The sequence below is a fragment of the Streptomyces sp. E2N166 genome (assembly GCF_003671715.1).
In the GTDB taxonomy this organism is placed as follows: domain Bacteria; phylum Actinomycetota; class Actinomycetes; order Streptomycetales; family Streptomycetaceae; genus Streptomyces; species Streptomyces thinghirensis.
The window spans coordinates 154151-170537 of record NZ_RAIF01000020.1; the positions used below are offsets into that span (position 1 = coordinate 154151).

General features: G+C 68.5%; 15 protein-coding genes and 1 riboswitch. Of the genes, 6 read left to right on the plus strand and 9 right to left on the minus strand.

Going from position 1 to position 16387, the window contains the following annotated elements:
* Positions 1-66 precede the first annotated feature (66 nt).
* Together cydB and EBH09_RS17665 are read right to left on the minus strand one after the other, a co-directional pair.
* Positions 67-1071 carry a cytochrome d ubiquinol oxidase subunit II gene (gene cydB / locus EBH09_RS17660; protein WP_121747953.1) on the minus strand — a complete coding sequence of 335 codons (1005 nt, stop codon included), beginning with the start codon at positions 1069-1071 and terminating at the stop codon, positions 67-69.
* Positions 1072-1091: 20 nt separating this feature from the next.
* Positions 1092-2597, minus strand: coding sequence for a cytochrome ubiquinol oxidase subunit I (locus EBH09_RS17665; RefSeq protein ID WP_121747954.1), 1506 nt, complete (start codon positions 2595-2597; stop codon positions 1092-1094).
* 210 nt (positions 2598-2807) lie between these two features.
* Between EBH09_RS17665 and EBH09_RS17670 the strand changes: the two genes are divergently transcribed.
* Positions 2808-3182 (plus strand): cyclophilin-like fold protein, encoded by a 375-nt coding sequence (locus EBH09_RS17670; RefSeq protein ID WP_121747955.1) that lies wholly within the window; start codon positions 2808-2810, stop codon positions 3180-3182.
* 74 nt (positions 3183-3256) lie between these two features.
* On the opposite strand, the gene hisC is transcribed toward EBH09_RS17670, so the two are convergent.
* The gene (gene hisC / locus EBH09_RS17675) at positions 3257-4336 is read right to left on the minus strand and encodes a histidinol-phosphate transaminase (RefSeq protein WP_121747956.1); all 1080 of its coding nucleotides are present in this window, start codon (positions 4334-4336) and stop codon (positions 3257-3259) included.
* 401 nt (positions 4337-4737) lie between these two features.
* Here hisC and EBH09_RS17680 point away from each other — a divergent pair, with 401 nt between their 5' ends.
* From EBH09_RS17680 to EBH09_RS17690, 3 genes are all read left to right on the plus strand, one after another.
* Positions 4738-5850 carry a LacI family DNA-binding transcriptional regulator gene (locus tag EBH09_RS17680; protein WP_121747957.1) on the plus strand — a complete coding sequence of 371 codons (1113 nt, stop codon included), beginning with the start codon at positions 4738-4740 and terminating at the stop codon, positions 5848-5850.
* A gap of 326 nt (positions 5851-6176) precedes the next feature.
* Entirely contained in the window at positions 6177-7283 is a 1107-nt protein-coding gene (locus EBH09_RS17685; RefSeq protein WP_121747958.1) for a metallophosphoesterase, read from the plus strand.
* Between the two features lie 182 nt (positions 7284-7465).
* Positions 7466-8335 (plus strand): hypothetical protein, encoded by an 870-nt coding sequence (locus EBH09_RS17690; protein ID WP_121747959.1) that lies wholly within the window; start codon positions 7466-7468, stop codon positions 8333-8335.
* Positions 8336-8360: 25 nt separating this feature from the next.
* Here the strand turns inward: EBH09_RS17690 and EBH09_RS17695 are convergent, their stop codons facing one another.
* Together EBH09_RS17695 and thiC are read right to left on the minus strand one after the other, a co-directional pair.
* Complete coding sequence (locus EBH09_RS17695) at positions 8361-9827, minus strand: VWA domain-containing protein (RefSeq protein WP_121747960.1); 1467 nt, start codon at positions 9825-9827, stop codon at positions 8361-8363.
* Between the two features lie 150 nt (positions 9828-9977).
* The gene (gene thiC, locus EBH09_RS17700; protein WP_121747961.1) at positions 9978-11771 is read right to left on the minus strand and encodes a phosphomethylpyrimidine synthase ThiC; all 1794 of its coding nucleotides are present in this window, start codon (positions 11769-11771) and stop codon (positions 9978-9980) included.
* Positions 11764-11953: riboswitch (TPP riboswitch) on the minus strand. It overlaps the preceding gene by 8 nt.
* Positions 11954-12024: 71 nt before the next feature.
* On the opposite strand from thiC, the gene EBH09_RS17705 reads away from it, so the two are divergent.
* Positions 12025-13596, plus strand: a complete 1572-nt coding sequence (locus EBH09_RS17705; RefSeq protein ID WP_121747962.1) for a YibE/F family protein — start codon at positions 12025-12027, stop codon at positions 13594-13596.
* 61 nt (positions 13597-13657) lie between these two features.
* Here EBH09_RS17705 and EBH09_RS17710 read toward each other — a convergent pair whose 3' ends face one another.
* From EBH09_RS17710 to EBH09_RS17725, 4 genes are all read right to left on the minus strand, one after another.
* A complete protein-coding gene (locus EBH09_RS17710; RefSeq protein WP_121747963.1) occupies positions 13658-14095 on the minus strand; it encodes an SsgA family sporulation/cell division regulator in 438 nt (145 codons plus the stop codon).
* Positions 14096-14194: 99 nt separating this feature from the next.
* Positions 14195-14920: an IclR family transcriptional regulator C-terminal domain-containing protein gene (locus tag EBH09_RS17715; protein ID WP_121747993.1), complete on the minus strand. Its 726-nt coding sequence runs from the start codon at positions 14918-14920 to the stop codon at positions 14195-14197.
* 318 nt (positions 14921-15238) lie between these two features.
* A complete protein-coding gene (locus EBH09_RS17720; RefSeq protein WP_007388908.1) occupies positions 15239-15451 on the minus strand; it encodes a DUF5326 family protein in 213 nt (70 codons plus the stop codon).
* A gap of 181 nt (positions 15452-15632) precedes the next feature.
* A complete protein-coding gene (locus EBH09_RS17725; RefSeq protein WP_121747964.1) occupies positions 15633-15950 on the minus strand; it encodes a cupin domain-containing protein in 318 nt (105 codons plus the stop codon).
* Between the two features lie 59 nt (positions 15951-16009).
* On the opposite strand from EBH09_RS17725, the gene EBH09_RS17730 reads away from it, so the two are divergent.
* Positions 16010-16387: a phage holin family protein gene (locus EBH09_RS17730; RefSeq protein WP_121747965.1), complete on the plus strand. Its 378-nt coding sequence runs from the start codon at positions 16010-16012 to the stop codon at positions 16385-16387.

The following is a 16387-nucleotide window of genomic DNA, read 5'->3' on the forward strand; positions in this document are numbered from 1 at the left end:
CATGCCCTCCCGTCCAGAGGGTGTGTTTCACGTGAAACGAGCCGCGTGAAACACACCCTGCCGGACTCAGTGCGCGGGTTCGGCGATGTGCTGGGTACCGATCCGCTTGCGGAACACCCAGTACGTCCAGCCCTGGTAGAGCAGGACGACCGGCGTGGCGACCGCGGCCAGCCAAGTCATGATTTTCAGGGTGTACGGGCTGGACGAGGCGTTGGTGACAGTGAGGCTCCAGTCCGCGTTGAGCGTGGACGGCATGACGTTCGGGAAGAGCGTCAGGAAGAGCATCGCCACGGCGGCCACGATGGTGACGCCGGACAGCGCGAACGACCAGCCCTCGCGGCCGGCCTGGTTGGCCACCAGGGCGACGACCAGGGCGGCGACGGCCACCACGAGGGCGGCCAGGCTCTTGCCGTCCCCGCTGTCGACCTGGGTCCAGACCAGGAAGGCGAGAGCCAGGACGGCCGTGACAAGGCCGACGCGCAGCGCGAGGGTCCGTGCCCTTTCGCGGATCTCACCGACGGTCTTGAGCGCCGTGAACACCGTCCCGTGGAATGTGAACAGCGTCAGAGTGACCAGGCCGCCGAGGAGGGCGTAGGGATTGAGCAGGTCCCAAACGGATCCGACGTACTCCAGGTCCCGGTCGATCTTCACGCCGTGCACGATGTTGCCGAAGGCCACGCCCCACAGGAACGCCGGGAGCAGCGAGGTCCAGAAGATCGCGGTCTCCCAGTTGCGCTGCCAGCGTTCCTCCGGCCGCTTCACGCGGTATTCGAAGGCGACCCCCCGGACGATCAGGCAGACCAGGATGACGAGCAGGGGCAGGTAGAAGCCGGAGAAGAGAGTGGCGTACCACTCGGGGAAGGCGGCGAAGGTCGCACCGCCGGCCGTGAGCAGCCATACCTCGTTGCCGTCCCACACGGGCCCGATGGTGTTGATCAGGACCCGCTTCTCGGCCCGGTTCCGGGCGAGCAGCTTGGTGAGCACGCCAACCCCGAAGTCGAAGCCCTCCAGGAAGAAGTAGCCCGTCCACAGGACGGCGATCAGAACGAACCAGACGTCGTGCAGTTCCATGACTGTGCAGCTCCCTCGGCCTAGTACGAGAAGGCCATCGGCTTGTCGGCGTCACGGAGGTCGCCGCCGATCTTCGCGGGCGGGTTGAGGTCGGCCTCGGTGAGCTCGGGCGGGCCCGCCTTGACGTACTTGGCGAGCAGTCTGACCTCGATGACGGCGAGGATGGCGTAGAGCGTGGTGAAGACGGCCATCGAGATGATGACCTCCGCCTGGGAGACGCCGGGGGAGACCGCGTCGCGGGTCTGCATCACGCCGTAGACGACCCAGGGCTGCCGGCCCATCTCGGTGAAGATCCAGCCCCAGGAGTTGGCGATCAGCGGGAAGGCCATCGTCCACAGGGCCAGAAGCCAGTACAGACGGGTGAGTCTGACGCCGAGCGGCTTGCGCAGCAGCACCAGGTGCGGCACCTCGTCCTCACCGGTTCGCAGAGCGGCCGGCAGCAGGAACCTCTTCCGCGTCAGCCACAGGCCCAGCAGGCCGAGGGAGAAGGACGCCATCCCGAAGCCGATCATCCACCGGAAGCCCCAGTAGGCGACAGGGACGATGGGCTTGTAGTCACCGGGGCCGAACTTCTCCTGCAGCGCCTTGTTGGTGTCGTTGATGCCGGGCACGTACGAGTCGAAGTCGCTGTGGGCGAGGAAGGACAGCAGTCCGGGGATCTCCAGGGCGACCTTGTTGTGGCCCTTGTCCACGTCCCCGTAGGCGAAGACGGAGAACGGCGCCGGCTCTTCGCCGTCCCACAGGGCTTCGGCGGCTGCCATCTTCATGGGCTGCTGCTCGTACATGACCTTGCCGAGGGTGTCGCCGCTGATCGCGGTGAGCATGCCGCCGACCGCCAGGGTGACCAGGCCGAGCCGGAGCGACGTTCGCATCACCGGGATGTGCTTCTTGCGCATCAGGTGAAAGGCGGCGATGCCGACCATGAAGGCGCCGCCCGTCAGGAAGGCCGCCGAGAAGCTGTGGAAGACCTGGTTGAGCGTGGTGTTCTGGGTCAGGACGGCCCAGAAGTCGGTCAGCTCGGCGCGGCCCTTCTCCTCGTTGATGCGGTAGCCGACGGGGTGCTGCATCCAGGAGTTGGCCGCCAGGATGAAGTACGCCGACAGCAGGGTGCCGATCGAGACCATCCAGATGCAGGCCAGGTGGATCTTCTTGGGCAGCTTGTCCCAGCCGAAGATCCACAGACCGATGAAGGTGGACTCGAAGAAGAAGGCGATCAGCGCCTCGAAGGCGAGCGGGGCACCGAAGACATCACCCACGAAGCGGGAGTAGTCGGACCAGTTCATGCCGAACTGGAACTCCTGCACGATGCCGGTGACGACACCCATGGCGATGTTGATCAGGAAGAGCTTGCCCCAGAACTTGGTCGCTCTGAGGTACTTCTCCTTCTCGGTACGGACCCAGGCGGTCTGCAGTCCGGCCGTGAGGGCGGCCAGCGAGATCGTCAGCGGGACGAACAGGAAGTGGTAGACGGTCGTGATGCCGAACTGCCATCGCGCCAGCGTCTCCGGCGCCAGAGCCATGTCCACGTCGTCAGTCTCCTTACATCGCCACATCGCCGTGGTCGGCGGTGCTTTGAGCGTGTATGTCACACCTATCTCGGGCGCAACCGGGACACGCTTGTGAACGCGTTCACATTCACAAGCAATTATGACGTACAGCTTTTCGACACCGGAAGGGGGGTCCCCTGTGACGTCAACCCCTTGGCAAGGGCTTCAACAACTTGTTGAATTCGCCGCATGAAGATTCGAATCTCATGGCCCGCGGGTCACCTCACCGCAGCGCTCGACGACACCCCGACCACCCAGGCGCTGCTCAAAGCCCTGCCGTTCACTGCCTCCGCTCACACATGGGGCGAGGAGGTGTACTTCGACACGGGTTTGTCGGTTTCACGTGAAACGGACGCCCGGGAAGTCGTGGAGCCGGGCACGGTCGCCTTCTGGACCGACGGCGACGCTCTGGCGCTGCCCTACGGGCCCACGCCGATCTCGCGAGGCGACGAATGCCGCCTCGCGAGTCCCTCCAACGTCCTGGGCCGTCTCGACGGCGAACCGCGCCTGCTGGCGACGGTGCGAGACGGCGACCCGATACGCGTCGAACGCGCCGACGCGTAGAAGCCCTACAGCGGTCATCAACCACCACAGCGGTCGCCGACCACCACAGCGGTCTTGCGAGGTTCTACAGCGGCCTACAGCTCGTTGCGGAACTCCGCCGACACCTTGAGGAAGATGTCGTTCGCCTCGCTCTCGCCGACCGTCACCCGCACACCCTCACCCGGGAACGGTCGAATGACCACGCCCGCCTCTTCACAGGCGTCGGCGAAGGCGACCGTGCGCTCCCCCAGCCGCAGCCACACGAAGTTGGCCTGGGTCTCGGGCACCGTCCAGCCCTGTGCGCGCAGCGCGTCGACCACGCGCTTGCGTTCGCACACCAGCGAACCGACCCGGCCGATCAACTCGTCCTCGGCGCGCAGCGAGGCGATCGCCGCCTCCTGCGCGATCTGGCTGACCCCGAAGGGCACCGCCGTCTTGCGCAGCGCCGCCGCCACCGGCTCGTGGGCGATAGCGAACCCGACCCGCAGGCCGGCGAGGCCGTACGCCTTGGAAAAGGTGCGCAGGACGCAGACGTTGGGACGTTCACGGTAGATCTCGACGCCGTCCGGCACCTCGGGGTCCCGGATGAACTCGCGGTAGGCCTCGTCGAGGACCACCAGCACGTCGCTCGGCACCTGATCGAGGAAACGCTCCAGCTCGGCCCGCCGCACCACCGTGCCCGTCGGGTTGTTGGGGTTGCAGACGAAGATCAGCCGGGTCCGGTCCGTGATCGCGGCCGCCATCGCGTCCAGGTCGTGCACGTCGCCCGATGTCAGCGGCACCTTCACGGACGCCGCGCCGCTGATCTGCGTGATGATCGGGTACGCCTCGAAGGAGCGCCAGGCGTAGATGACCTCGTCGCCCGGGCCCGAGGTCGCCTGGATGAGTTGCTGGGCCACACCGACCGAGCCGGTGCCGGTGGCCAGGTGGGAAAGGGGCACGCCGAACCGGTCCGACAGCTCGCTCATCAGGGCCGTACAGGCCATGTCCGGGTACCGGTTGAACGACGAGGCCGTGGCCGTCACCGTCTCCATCACGCCGGGCAGAGGCGGATAGGGGTTCTCGTTGGAGGACAGCTTGTAGGCCACCGGACCGTCGGCCGCGGCGGGCCTGCCCGGCTTGTAGGTGGGAATTCCCTCCAGCTCGGCGCGCAGCTTGGGGCTCGTCTCGCTCACCGCAGTCCTCCTCGTGACCACCACCGGCATCGAATACTTCTCACCTTATGAGGATTCAGCGCCGCTGCGTATAGATGAGGCGAGACCTCGTCCGTCACACTGGCATCAGGGGCATCAGCACACGAAGGCGCACGATTCGGGGGGCGCGCCGCACATATATCTACGCGCCGGTGGCTCGCGCCGTGGCGCGCATCCCTCGTGCAGGTGAGTTGAGACCTCTTCGCAACATCTGCCACTTGGCAGGCCCTCACTGGTCGACACGCCAGGTAATGGGTTGCATCCGACCAACTGGCTTGCTTTCGAAGGCCGTTGCGGCTAGATGATCATGCAGAAACGTGACTGTCAACGCGTGCATATGCGTCCGCCCTACCCCACCCCATGAGCCCTACTATCGGCTCGCCATGACAGCAGCAGGGAAGCACCAGGTGAGCCGCGCGGAAACCTCACGTCGAGGCAGCCGGCCGGGCCGGGCGGGCATCAGGGACGTGGCCGCCGCCGCCGGAGTATCCATCACTACCGTCTCCGATGCCCTCAACGGCAAGGGCCGACTCCCGGATGCCACCCGGCGCCATGTGCGCGAGGTCGCCGACCGACTGGGCTACCGGCCCTCGGCCGCCGCCCGCACGCTCCGCACCGGCAAGTCCGGACTCATCGGCCTGACCGTGACGACGTACGGGGATGAACCTTTCACCTTCACCGAGTTCGCGTACTTCGCCGAGATGGCGCGGGCCGCCACGTCCGCCGCGCTGGCCCGCGGATACGCCCTTGTCATCCTCCCGGCGACCTCCCGTCACGACGTGTGGTCGAACGTCGCGCTCGACGGCACGGTCGTCATCGACCCCTCGGACCATGACCCGGTCGTCAGCGAACTGGTGCGCCAGGGTCTACCGGTCGTCTCCGACGGCCGCCCGGCCGGCTCGCTCCCCGTGACCGCCTGGGTCGACAACGACCACGAGGCCGCCGTACTCGGCATCCTCGACCACCTGGCCGCCGCCGGTGCCCGCAGGATCGGCCTGCTCACCGGCACCACGACCGACACGTACACCCATCTGTCGACCACCGCCTACCTGCGCTGGTGCGAGCGCATCGGCCAGGACCCGGTCTACGAGGCCTACCCGGCACACGACCCGTGCGCCGGCGCCGTCGCCGCCGACCGACTGCTCGCCCGCCCCGACCGGCCCGACGCCGTATACGGCCTGTTCGACCCGAACGGCACCGACCTGCTCGCCGCCGCCCGCCGCTACGGTCTGCGCGTCCCGGAGGACCTGCTGCTGGTCTGCTGCAGCGAGTCCACCGTGTACGCCAGCACCGAACCGCCCATCACCACCCTGTCGCTGAAGCCCCGCCGCATCGGCACGGCGGTGATCCAGGTCCTCATCGACGCCATCGAGGGGCTCGACTCGGACCAGCCGGTCGAGCAGGTGATACCGACCGAACTGATCGTGCGTACGTCTTCGCAGCGGCGTCCGCCACGGACGACGGTCAGCCCGCCGCGGTCACCCGAGGGCAAGTAGGGCCCCCGTCTGGGAAGCGGGAGGCGGGGCCCGGCCGACGCACCCGCCCGGGAGGGCAGGTGGCCCAGCGGGTTCGGCGCCACCCCCGTACGGGAGGGGCGGCGAGGACGGCGGAGACGGTACCCGGCACGTCCGGGGCATGATCACACCGCCGCTACGGGCGGTCGAAGCCCGGCCCAATCGGGGCGAAAGCCGCGGCGAACCGGAGTCCTGTTCTGATTCACCACCCCTGGGTCATCACACAGCGCGATCCGCATTCCTATGATGGGCCCACACACCGCGGGCCGCTGCGACCAGGCAGTCCGAAGCGGTGCAGATGCGGCGCGATGGTGGAGGGGTCGATGACTCAGGGGGCCGGTCAGGGACCCGAGGTGGAGCGGACGGCGACGGTACGCGACTTCCGGGTGCCCGCGTACGTCCACGAGACCGCTCCGTACGCCGCCACCGGCACGCACGCGGGCGAGGCCGCGCCGCCCTCCGAGGAGGAGTACGAGGAGAGCCTCCCGGAGGGGTACACGCCCACTCAGCGGGATCTGCCCGTCATCCGTCGGGGTGACACGGTTCAGGTGGCCGTCGACCCCGAACCGATCGTGGTGCGGCAGCCCGCCACGGGCCAGGGGCCGCTGTTCGTCGTCGGCGACGTGCACGGCTACCTCGACGAGCTGCTGGTCGCCCTCCAGGAGAAGGGCCTCGTCGACGCCGCCGGGCGGTGGTGCGCGGGCACCTCCCGCCTGTGGTTCCTCGGCGACTTCACGGACCGGGGCCCGGACGGCATCGGCGTTATCGACCTGGTGATGCGGCTGTCCGCCGAGGCCGCCGCGGCCGGCGGCTACTGCAAGGCGCTCATGGGCAACCACGAACTGCTGCTGCTCGGCGCCAAGCGATTCGGCGACACGCCCGTCAACTCCGGCGCGGGCACCGCCACCTTCCAGGCGGCCTGGCTGTTGAACGGCGGCCAGAAGACCGACATGGACCGACTGCAGGACCACCACCTCCAGTGGATGGCCCGCCTCGACGCCCTCGAAGAGGTCGACGGCCACCTTCTGGTCCACTCCGACACCACCACCTACCTCGACTACGGCGGCTCCATCGAGGAGGTCAACGACACCGTCCGCGAGACGCTCACGCGCAACGACGCGGAAGAGGTGTGGGACCTGTTCCGCAAGTTCACCAAGCGCTTCTCCTTCCGCGACGAGGGCGGCGCCGACGCCGTGCGCTCACTGCTGGACACGTACGGCGGCACCCGGATCGTGCACGGCCACAGCCCCATCCCCTACCTGCTGGGCGAGGTCGGCTCCGAGGACGGCGAGGACGACACGCGTACCGCGGTCGAGGGACCTCACGTCTACGCGGACGGGCTGGCCATCGCGATGGACGGCGGCGTGACCATGGCCGGAAAGCTGCTGGTCCAGCAACTTCCGCTGGACACCTGACGGTTCACCGGACGGGTTTACGCGCGGCGGCGTCCGTACAGCCCGGCACCCAATTTCTGGAAACCCCCTGTCACCACCCACCGTCACCGCTCTACCATCGGCTTATCCGTAGCAGGCTCCCCTCCGTTTCTGCCCGACGGCTCGTTGGCATGCGAGCCCCAAGCCCTACGGAGCATCGGGGGATGCACATGAACAGCGTTCCGCAGCACCTGTCGAACGAGGACCGCCAAGAGTACGAGCGGGTCCTCGAAGAGGCGCTGCGCTCCGCACCACACCGCCCGGAACTGGCCGCTGTCGGACAGCGGCTCAACTCGGAACAACTGCGCACCATGGCACTCAACGCCACCGCCCTCATCACCGCGGCGGCCACGACCGAGTACCAGCACTACGTGAAGGTCCGCGAGGAACTGCGCCACCCGACGCCGCCCGCCCAGGTGCCGTCCACGCGCGAGTCGGGCTCCGAAGAGCCGGGCACGGGCGCGGCCGGACTCGCCGCCACCATGGGCGAGGTCGTCGAGGCGACCGGCGCGGGCGCCGTCGCCGTGGTCGCCGTCCTGGCACCCGTCCTGGCCGGCACCGCCGCGGCGATCTTCCTGCTCGTCGGCTACATCCTGAAGATGCTCGATCCGGGGCAGACATTCGCGCAGACCATGCTCACCACCGGATGGGTGTTCGGCGCGTTCACCGCGGTGGCGATCCTCGTCGCCGCGGTGGGGCTGCTGCTCACCGCGCTGCGCAACCGCCCCTCCGCCGAGTCCGGCTTCTACGGCGAACTCGACGAGGAAGTGGTCCGGGCCAGGGAGGCCTGGCACGAAGCCCTGCTCGAGCGCGGCATCCTGCCCTTCCTCCGGGAGGCACTCGCAGAGCCGGGCGCCACGGCACTGCACCGTACGGCACCGGCGGCGCCGACCAGCCGTATGCCGCACCTGGGCTACGGCCGTCCCGGGTTCACCAGCCCGGACGGCGGCCCCGAGGCGGGCCCGCGTCCGCGTTACTCGAGCCCGGACTACAGCAGCCCGGACTTCGGCGGCCCGGAACACCGGCCCGAGTAGCCACCGGTCCCGGGCGGGCAGCGGATCAGAGAATGCCCGCCCGGCCGGCGGCAGTGATCCAGGACGGGAACTCGGACAGCAGTCGGTCGTACAGCTCCGGGTCCGGGACGGTGCTGATGTCGTCCACGGCGAAGAATCCGACGTTGTCGACGCGGCGGCCCGGCAGGGTGTCGAAGCGCTCGAGCACCCCGTAGTTGGACCGTCCGAGCCCCACGAACTGCCAGAAGACGGGTTCCTCCACCGCCTCCCGCAGCTCCCGCTCGATCTCGGCGTTGCGGTAGACGCCTCCGTCCGAGAAGAACAGCACCAGGGTCGGAGCCGACGCCGGGTTGTCCCGGACGTAGGCCCGGACCTCGGCGATCACCTTCTGTTCCTCGTTCTGGATGCCGACCGCCCGCATGTCGACCTGCTCGGGGTGCAGGCCCTTCTTCCTGCCGCGGCGGAAGAGACTGATCTCCCCCACGCGTACGTGCAGCCGCAGCCACTCGGGGAGCTCGCCGAGGCGGAGGTCGGGCAGCCGGGCCGGGGTCGAGGCAAAGGTCCATGCCTGCATCTCACCGTCGTCGTCCAGTTGCGCGGCGACGGCGGCCATCCGCTCCACGACGTCCGTGACCACGCCCTTGGAGTAGAGGAAGGACATGGACCCTGATGCGTCCAACACCAGGATGACGCGCGCGGTGACCCCGGCCGCCCCGTGCTTGCTCAGGCTGACCGCGACCTGTTCCTTGCGCAGGGACAAGCGCTTGCGCATGTCGACGGGAAGGTGTTCCTCCCCTTTGGTGAGGCGGGGTCCCGCACCGGTGGGCACCGGTTGCGCGGTCGGCGCTGCGGGCGGCGCCGGTACTACCGGCGGGACCGATGTTGCCGGTGGGGCCTGTGGCATGGGCGCCTGCGGGGTCAGCCCGGTCGCCGCTGCAGCCGGGGCGGCGGGCGCGGCCGCCGGGGGAGCGTCGTCCACGGTGATGCCGAAGTCCGTGGCCACGCCGGCGAGTCCGGAGGCGTACCCCTGCCCGACCGCGCGGAACTTCCACTTCCCCTGACGCCGGTACAGCTCGCCGCCGACCAGGGCGGTCTCCGTCCCGGCCGCCATGTCGAACCGGGCCAGTTCGGTGCGGGTCCCGGCGTCCAGCAGCCGCAGGGACAGCCCCGGGACCTGGCCGAACGTCCCACCGTCCGCCGAGGCACACAGGACGATGCGGTCGACGGCCGCTTCCACCGAGCGCAGGTCCACCTGGACGGCTTCGGTCGTGACACCCGCGCCGGCACCGGAGCCGCCCTGCTTACCCAGGTGCCTCACCGCGTCGGACGCATGGCGGGGCTGGTTGTAGAAGACGAAGTCGCCGTCGTCCCGCACACGTCCGGCCGAGGTGAGCAGCAGCGCGGAGGCGTCGACCTCTGGCACACCCGGCCCGGCGGACCAGACGAGTTCGACGCACACCGCGGGGGAGTCGACGGCGAGATTGGCACCCTTGCTCAGGGAGGTGGCTGTCATGTGCCCAGTCTGCCGAGACGCACCCTCCGGTGGGGAGAGGGCAGACCCGGCGTCCCGTCCGGGAGATCACTCACCCCACCGTGCCGGGCCCACGCCAAGCGCCCCGCCCTCCGAGCGCGGCATCGCTCAGCGTGAGGCCGGAGCAGGGACTCAGTCGGCCAACGGCAGGTAGACCCTGTTTCCCTGTGCCGCGAACTCCTTCGACTTCTGAGCCATGCCCTCCTCGATCTCGGCCTTGCTGCCTCCGTGCTCACGTCGGATGTCCTGCGAGATCTTCATGGAACAGAACTTCGGACCGCACATGGAGCAGAAATGGGCCGTCTTGGCGGGCTCGGCCGGCAGTGTCTCGTCGTGGAACTCCCGTGCCGTGTCCGGGTCGAGGGCCAGGTTGAACTGGTCCTCCCACCGGAACTCGAAACGGGCGTCCGACAGCGCGTCGTCCCACTCCTGCGCACCTGGGTGACCCTTGGCGAGGTCGGCGGCATGGGCGGCGATCTTGTAGGTGATGACGCCGGTCTTGACGTCGTCACGGTTGGGCAGGCCCAGGTGCTCCTTGGGCGTGACGTAGCAGAGCATGGCCGTGCCCCACCAGGCGATCATCGCGGCACCGATACCGGAGGTGATGTGGTCGTACGCCGGCGCGACGTCCGTCGTCAGCGGGCCGAGCGTATAGAACGGAGCTTCATCGCAGATCTCCTGCTGAAGGTCGATGTTCTCCTTGATCTTGTGCATCGGGACATGGCCCGGGCCCTCGATCATGGTCTGTACGTTGAAACGCTTGGCGATCGTGTTGAGTTCCCCTAGCGTGCGCAACTCCGCGAACTGCGCCTCGTCGTTGGCGTCCGCGATGGAGCCCGGCCGCAGGCCGTCGCCGAGGGAGTACGTGACGTCGTAGGCGGCGAGGATCTCGCAGAGCTCCTCGAAGTTCTCGTAGAGGAACGACTCCTTGTGGTGCGCCAGGCACCACGCCGCCATGATCGAGCCACCGCGCGAGACGATGCCCGTCTTACGGTTCGCGGTCAGCGGTACGTACGCCAGGCGCACGCCTGCGTGGACCGTCATGTAATCCACGCCCTGCTCGGCCTGCTCGATGACGGTGTCCTTGTAGATCTCCCAGGTCAGCTCCTCGGCGCGGCCGTCGACCTTCTCCAGGGCCTGGTAGAGCGGAACGGTGCCGATGGGGACGGGAGAGTTGCGGAGCACCCATTCGCGGGTGGTGTGGATGTTGCGGCCGGTGGACAGGTCCATGACCGTGTCGGCACCCCACCGGGTCGCCCAGGTCATCTTGTCGACCTCCTCCTCGATGGAGGACGTCACCGCCGAGTTGCCGATGTTGGCGTTGACCTTCACCAGGAACCGCTTGCCGATGATCATCGGCTCGATCTCCGGGTGGTTGACGTTGGCGGGCAGCACGGCACGGCCCGCCGCGATCTCCTCCCGGACCACCTCCGGCGAGACGTTCTCCCGGACGGCCACGTACTCCATCTCCGGCGTGATCTCGCCCCGGCGCGCGTACGCGAGCTGCGTGACCGCGTTGCCCTCCCTCCCCCGGCGCGGCTGGCGCGGCCGCCCGGGAAAGACGGCGTCGAGGTTGCGCAGGCCGCCTCGCGGAGAGGTGTGCTTGATTCCGTCGTCTTCGGGGCGGACAGGGCGGCCCGCGTACTCCTCGGTGTCTCCTCGGGCGATGATCCAGTTCTCCCGCAGCGGCAACAGCCCCCTGCGGACATCGGTGTCGACGAGCGGATCGGTGTACGGGCCCGAAGTGTCGTACAGCGTGACCGACTGCCCGTTGGTGAGGTGCACCTGACGAACCGGCACGCGCAGGTCGGGGCGCGAACCCTCGACGTACGCCTTGTGCCAGCCGATGGACTTCCCGGCCTCCGTGGTCTCCTCCTGGGCGGAGTTCTGCGTGGAGGCAGGCGTGCGTGCGTCCTTGATGGTCATGAGACCTACTCCCTACGCCGGCATTACCCGGTAACAGGTTCGGCGGTCGACGCAGCGGCTTCCGTCTGTCGACGCTTCGTGGGATACATCACTCGGATTCGGTGACGTTTCCCGTGAAACATCGCTGGGACGGAGGTCAGCGCCCTCTCAGCCCGGTGCTCCGAGCTCCCGCGTGTACAAAGGTGCCCCCACGCTAGCGTCAATTCGGGCGCGGTGAACAGAGGGCCCCTCTCGTTCTTGCGATGATCGGTCGGTGACCACACCGCAGCACCCACCGTTTCCGCCGCACGAGCCCCGCCGCGGACCGGGCCCCGAGGACGGCAACGACCACGGAGCCGGGCCCGCCTCTTCCGGCGCTCAAGGCGGGGGCGGCGGCAGACACGACACGGACGCCGACCACGGCGCGAGGGACGGCCACGGCGATTCCGGTGGCCACGGCGATTCCGGTGGCCACGGCGGCCACGGCGGTTCCGGTGGGCACGGCGGTCCGGGTGGGCACGGGCACTCCCACAGTCACGGACCGGCGGCGCCCGTCTCCCGGCATCTGCGGAAGGTCATCGCCGCGGTCCTCATCCCGTTCGCCGCGGCGGTGCTGGTCGGGCTCGCGTTGCTGTGGCCGGGCGGTGCGCCGCCGCACGAACGCACCGGGGTCGGCTTCGACCGGCAGACGCAGGATGCCACCGTCACCAAGGTGGTCGAGCTGAGCTGCCAGTCCGTCAACGCCTCGGGCGTCCCTCCGACCGGCGACACCTCCACCGCCGAGGGCTCCTCCGCGGTGCAGCAGGCGCAGGGCGACTGCAAGCGGGCGACGATCCGCGTCGACAGCGGCAAGGACAAGGGCCTCACGTTCACCGAGATCGTGCAGCCGGACCAGTCACGGCAGCTGCACGAGGGCCAGAAGGTGGTGGTCGCCTACGAGCCCTCCGCGCCCAAGGACCTGCAGTACTCGGTGACCGACATCAACCGCGGGCTGCCGCTGGCCCTGCTCGCCGGCATCTTCGCGCTCGCCGTCGTGGTCGTCGGGAGGCTGCGGGGCCTCATGGCCCTGGTCTCGCTGGCGATCAGCTTCCTGCTGCTGAACTTCTTCATCCTGCCCGCGATCCTGCAGGGGTCGAACCCGCTGGCCGTGGCGGTGGTCGGGGCCAGCGCCATCATGCTGATCGCGCTGTATCTCTGCCACGGCCTGTCGGCCCGTACATCCGTTGCGGTGCTCGGCACCCTGATCTCGTTGTTGCTGATCGGTGTGCTCGGATCGCTGTTCATCGACTGGGCCGCGCTCACCGGCAACACGGACGACAACACCGGCCTCATCCACGGCCTTTATCCGACGATCGACATGAGCGGCCTGCTGCTCGCCGGAGTCATCATCGGTTCGCTCGGTGTGCTCGACGACGTGACGGTCACCCAGACGTCGGCGGTCTGGGAATTGCACGAGGCCAACCCCACGATGGGCTGGCGAGGGCTGTACCGGGCGGGCATCCGGATCGGCCGCGACCACATCGCCTCGGTCGTCAACACGCTCGTCCTCGCCTACGCGGGCGCCGCGCTGCCCCTGCTGCTGCTGTTCTCGATCGCGCAGAGCGGGGTGGGGACGGTCGCCAACAGCGAGTTGGTGGCGGAGGAGATCGTGCGCACGCTGGTCGGCTCGATCGGCCTGGTGGCTTCCGTTCCGGTCACCACGGCGCTCGCGGCCCTCGTCGTATCGGCCGACCGACCGGCCGGCCCACCGGCGGCGCAGGCTGCCGGGACGACGCCGGGTGCCGGGGCGGCTCCGGGTGCCGGGGCGGCTCCCGTACGCGGGCGGGGCCGTCGGCGTAAGCGCTGACCCATCCGGCAACCGATCGCGGCGAAGCGTTACGCCACGGTCGTAGAGCTGCCGTAACGGTTCAGCCCGCGCTCTGCTCTTCCGCCAGGATGCGGTCCAGGGCATCGTCGAGGTGGGCGTCGAAGTCGGCGAGCGCGCCCTCCTGCCCCAGCGGCACCAGCTTGTCGGTCCGGTCGAGGAACGCCACCAACGGCGCCGCCGACGAACGGAACAGCGCCTGGTCGCTGCCGACCTGAAGCCGGATCAGCACCTCCGCCAGCGGCTCGGGATCGACGGGGGCGATGCGCACGTCACCGTCACCGCACGGCCGGCCCACCCCGTCGACCAGCAACTCCCGGCCGAAAGCCCAGGTGACCGGCGCGTCCCCGGGCAGATGGAAGGTCAGTCGCACGGCATAGGGATCACAGGTCTCGTAGCGCAGCTCCACGGGAATGCGGAAAGAGAGCTCCTCGGACACGAGAAAGCTCATCATGACCTCTGCCTGTACGGACTCGCCCATCGCCTACCCCGTCATTCGCCGTCGACTGGCCGGGAATCAAACCTCTAACACTGGTGGCATCTTGCTTAACGTACACACCAGATCACAAGGAGTGAGTTTTCAGATACTGATAGAGATCGCGAGCGACCCCAGAAGCCGGCCCACCTCGACCTGCAATCGCTCCGCCGCGGGCAGCAGCCGGTCGGCCTGGTGGAGGGGCAGGGAGATGGCCATCGTCGCGGCCGTGGTGCCCACGGTGATCGGGATCGCCGCGCAGACCGTCCCCAGGGCGTACTCCTGGCGCTCGGTCACCGGCGTCATCCGCCGCATCCGTTCCAGACGCTTCAGCAGGGCATTGCCATCACGCACCGTGTACGGCGTGACGGGCTGCACCCGGTAGCGGTTCAGGTGGTCGCGGCGGGCGTCCTCGTCCAGCTGGGACAGCAGACACTGTCCGATCGCGTGCGCGTGCCCGGTCTCGCGGAAGTCCGCCCACTCCTCGACCGCCGGATTGCCCGGGGTGTCGGAGACGCACATGACCTCGATCTCGCCGTCGCGGTACATGGCGTAGTACACGGGCACACCGATCGCGTCGCGCCAGCGGGCCAGCGCGTCGACCACCGTGCTGCGACGTTTCTGCTCGGCTCCGCTGCTGCTGAGCCGCTCGGCTGCCTCGCCGAGGAAGAACAGGCCCTTCTCGCGGCGCAGATATCCCTCGTGAACCAGAGTGCGCAGCAGGTGGTACGCCGTGGGGAGCGCCAGCCGCGTCTCACGGGCCAGTTGTTTGGCCGGGGCTCCGTACGCGTGCTCGGCGACACACTCCAGAAGGCGCATCGCCCGCTGCACGGAGCTGATGAGGGTCGCGGACGGAGGACCCGCGGAGGGAGCCGCGGGAGGGTTCCGAGACGTCGAATGGGGCTGCACGGGCAGTGCGTGCAGTGGAACGAACCCGGTGTCGGCCGTGGCCAAGAGTCACTCCCGGAACGCGAGGGGGCAGCCCGTGCGGGGGACACGGGTGGGGGTGTGCGCCACTCGCGGGGTCGCCCCCGCGTGGAGTTCCGGACTCTATTCGCCGGTCACCGCTCCCCGACGGCCCGTCGGGGAAACTTCCCTCGCGCGAGGGAACCGGTGATTCCTGTTACCGCCACCGGTGTCCCACGGCTCTCACCAGTCGCTGCGCGACGACGAACTCGACATGAACTTGCGTACGACGTAGATCAGTCCGCCGACGAGCGCGACGAAGACCAGCAACTTGAACAGCAGTCCGATCACGAAGCCGACCACGCTGGCGATCAGCCCGCCGAACACGACCAGGGCGATGACCGGCACCGCGATCCACTTCACCCACCACGGCAGTCCCGTGAAGATCTCTCGCATCGCCCTCGTCCTTACCTTTCCGCCCGCTCGAGTGCCGGGTCCTTCAACGGCCCGGGGCCCTGGGTCCCTCCGGGGTCATCTGATGTCCTGCACCCGATGCTAGGGCCGCGAGTGCCCCGGCAGGGCCCTCGCACCCCTTGTCTCCCCCTGACCGGTCCCCTAGGGAATCCGGGGTCGGGACTCAGCTCTCCGGCGGAGAGAACACCACCAGAACCCGCAGATCCTCGCTGATGTGGTGGAACTTGTGGGCGACCCCGGCCGGCACGTACACCACGCTGCCGCGGGCGACCTGGGTGGTCTCCATGTCCACGGTGATCGCGGCCCGCCCGCTCACCACGAAGTACACCTCGTCCTGCGCGTGCGGCTTCTGCGGGTCGGCCGTACCCGCGTCGAGGGCGTACAGACCGACCGACATGTTCCGCTCGCGCAAGAACTGCAGGTAAGCACCGTCGTTGGCGGCGCGCTCCGCCTCCAGTTCGTCCAGCCGGAATGCCTTCATCGCCTCGTCCGCCCCTACCTCACCGTTCGTTTCCGATCGCGTCTGCCACGATCAGACACATGAAGAATTTCCTAGTCAAGACGATCGCCAACGCGGGCGCCCTCGCGGTCGCCGTTTGGCTGCTCGACAAGATCACCCTGACCGGGGGCAGCACCGGCGAGAAGGCCGTCACGCTGATCGTGGTCGCCCTGGTGTTCGGCGTGGTGAACATGCTGGTCAAACCGATCGTGCAGGTGCTGACCTTCCCCCTGTTCGTCCTGACCCTCGGATTGTTCACACTGGTGGTCAACGCGCTGATGCTGTTGCTCACGTCGTGGCTGGCCGACACGTTCGACGTGAGCTTCCACGTCGACGGATTCTGGACCGCTGTCCTGGGCGGCCTGATCATCTCGGTCGTCTCCTGGGCCCTCAACGCGTTCCTGCCCGACAAGGACTGA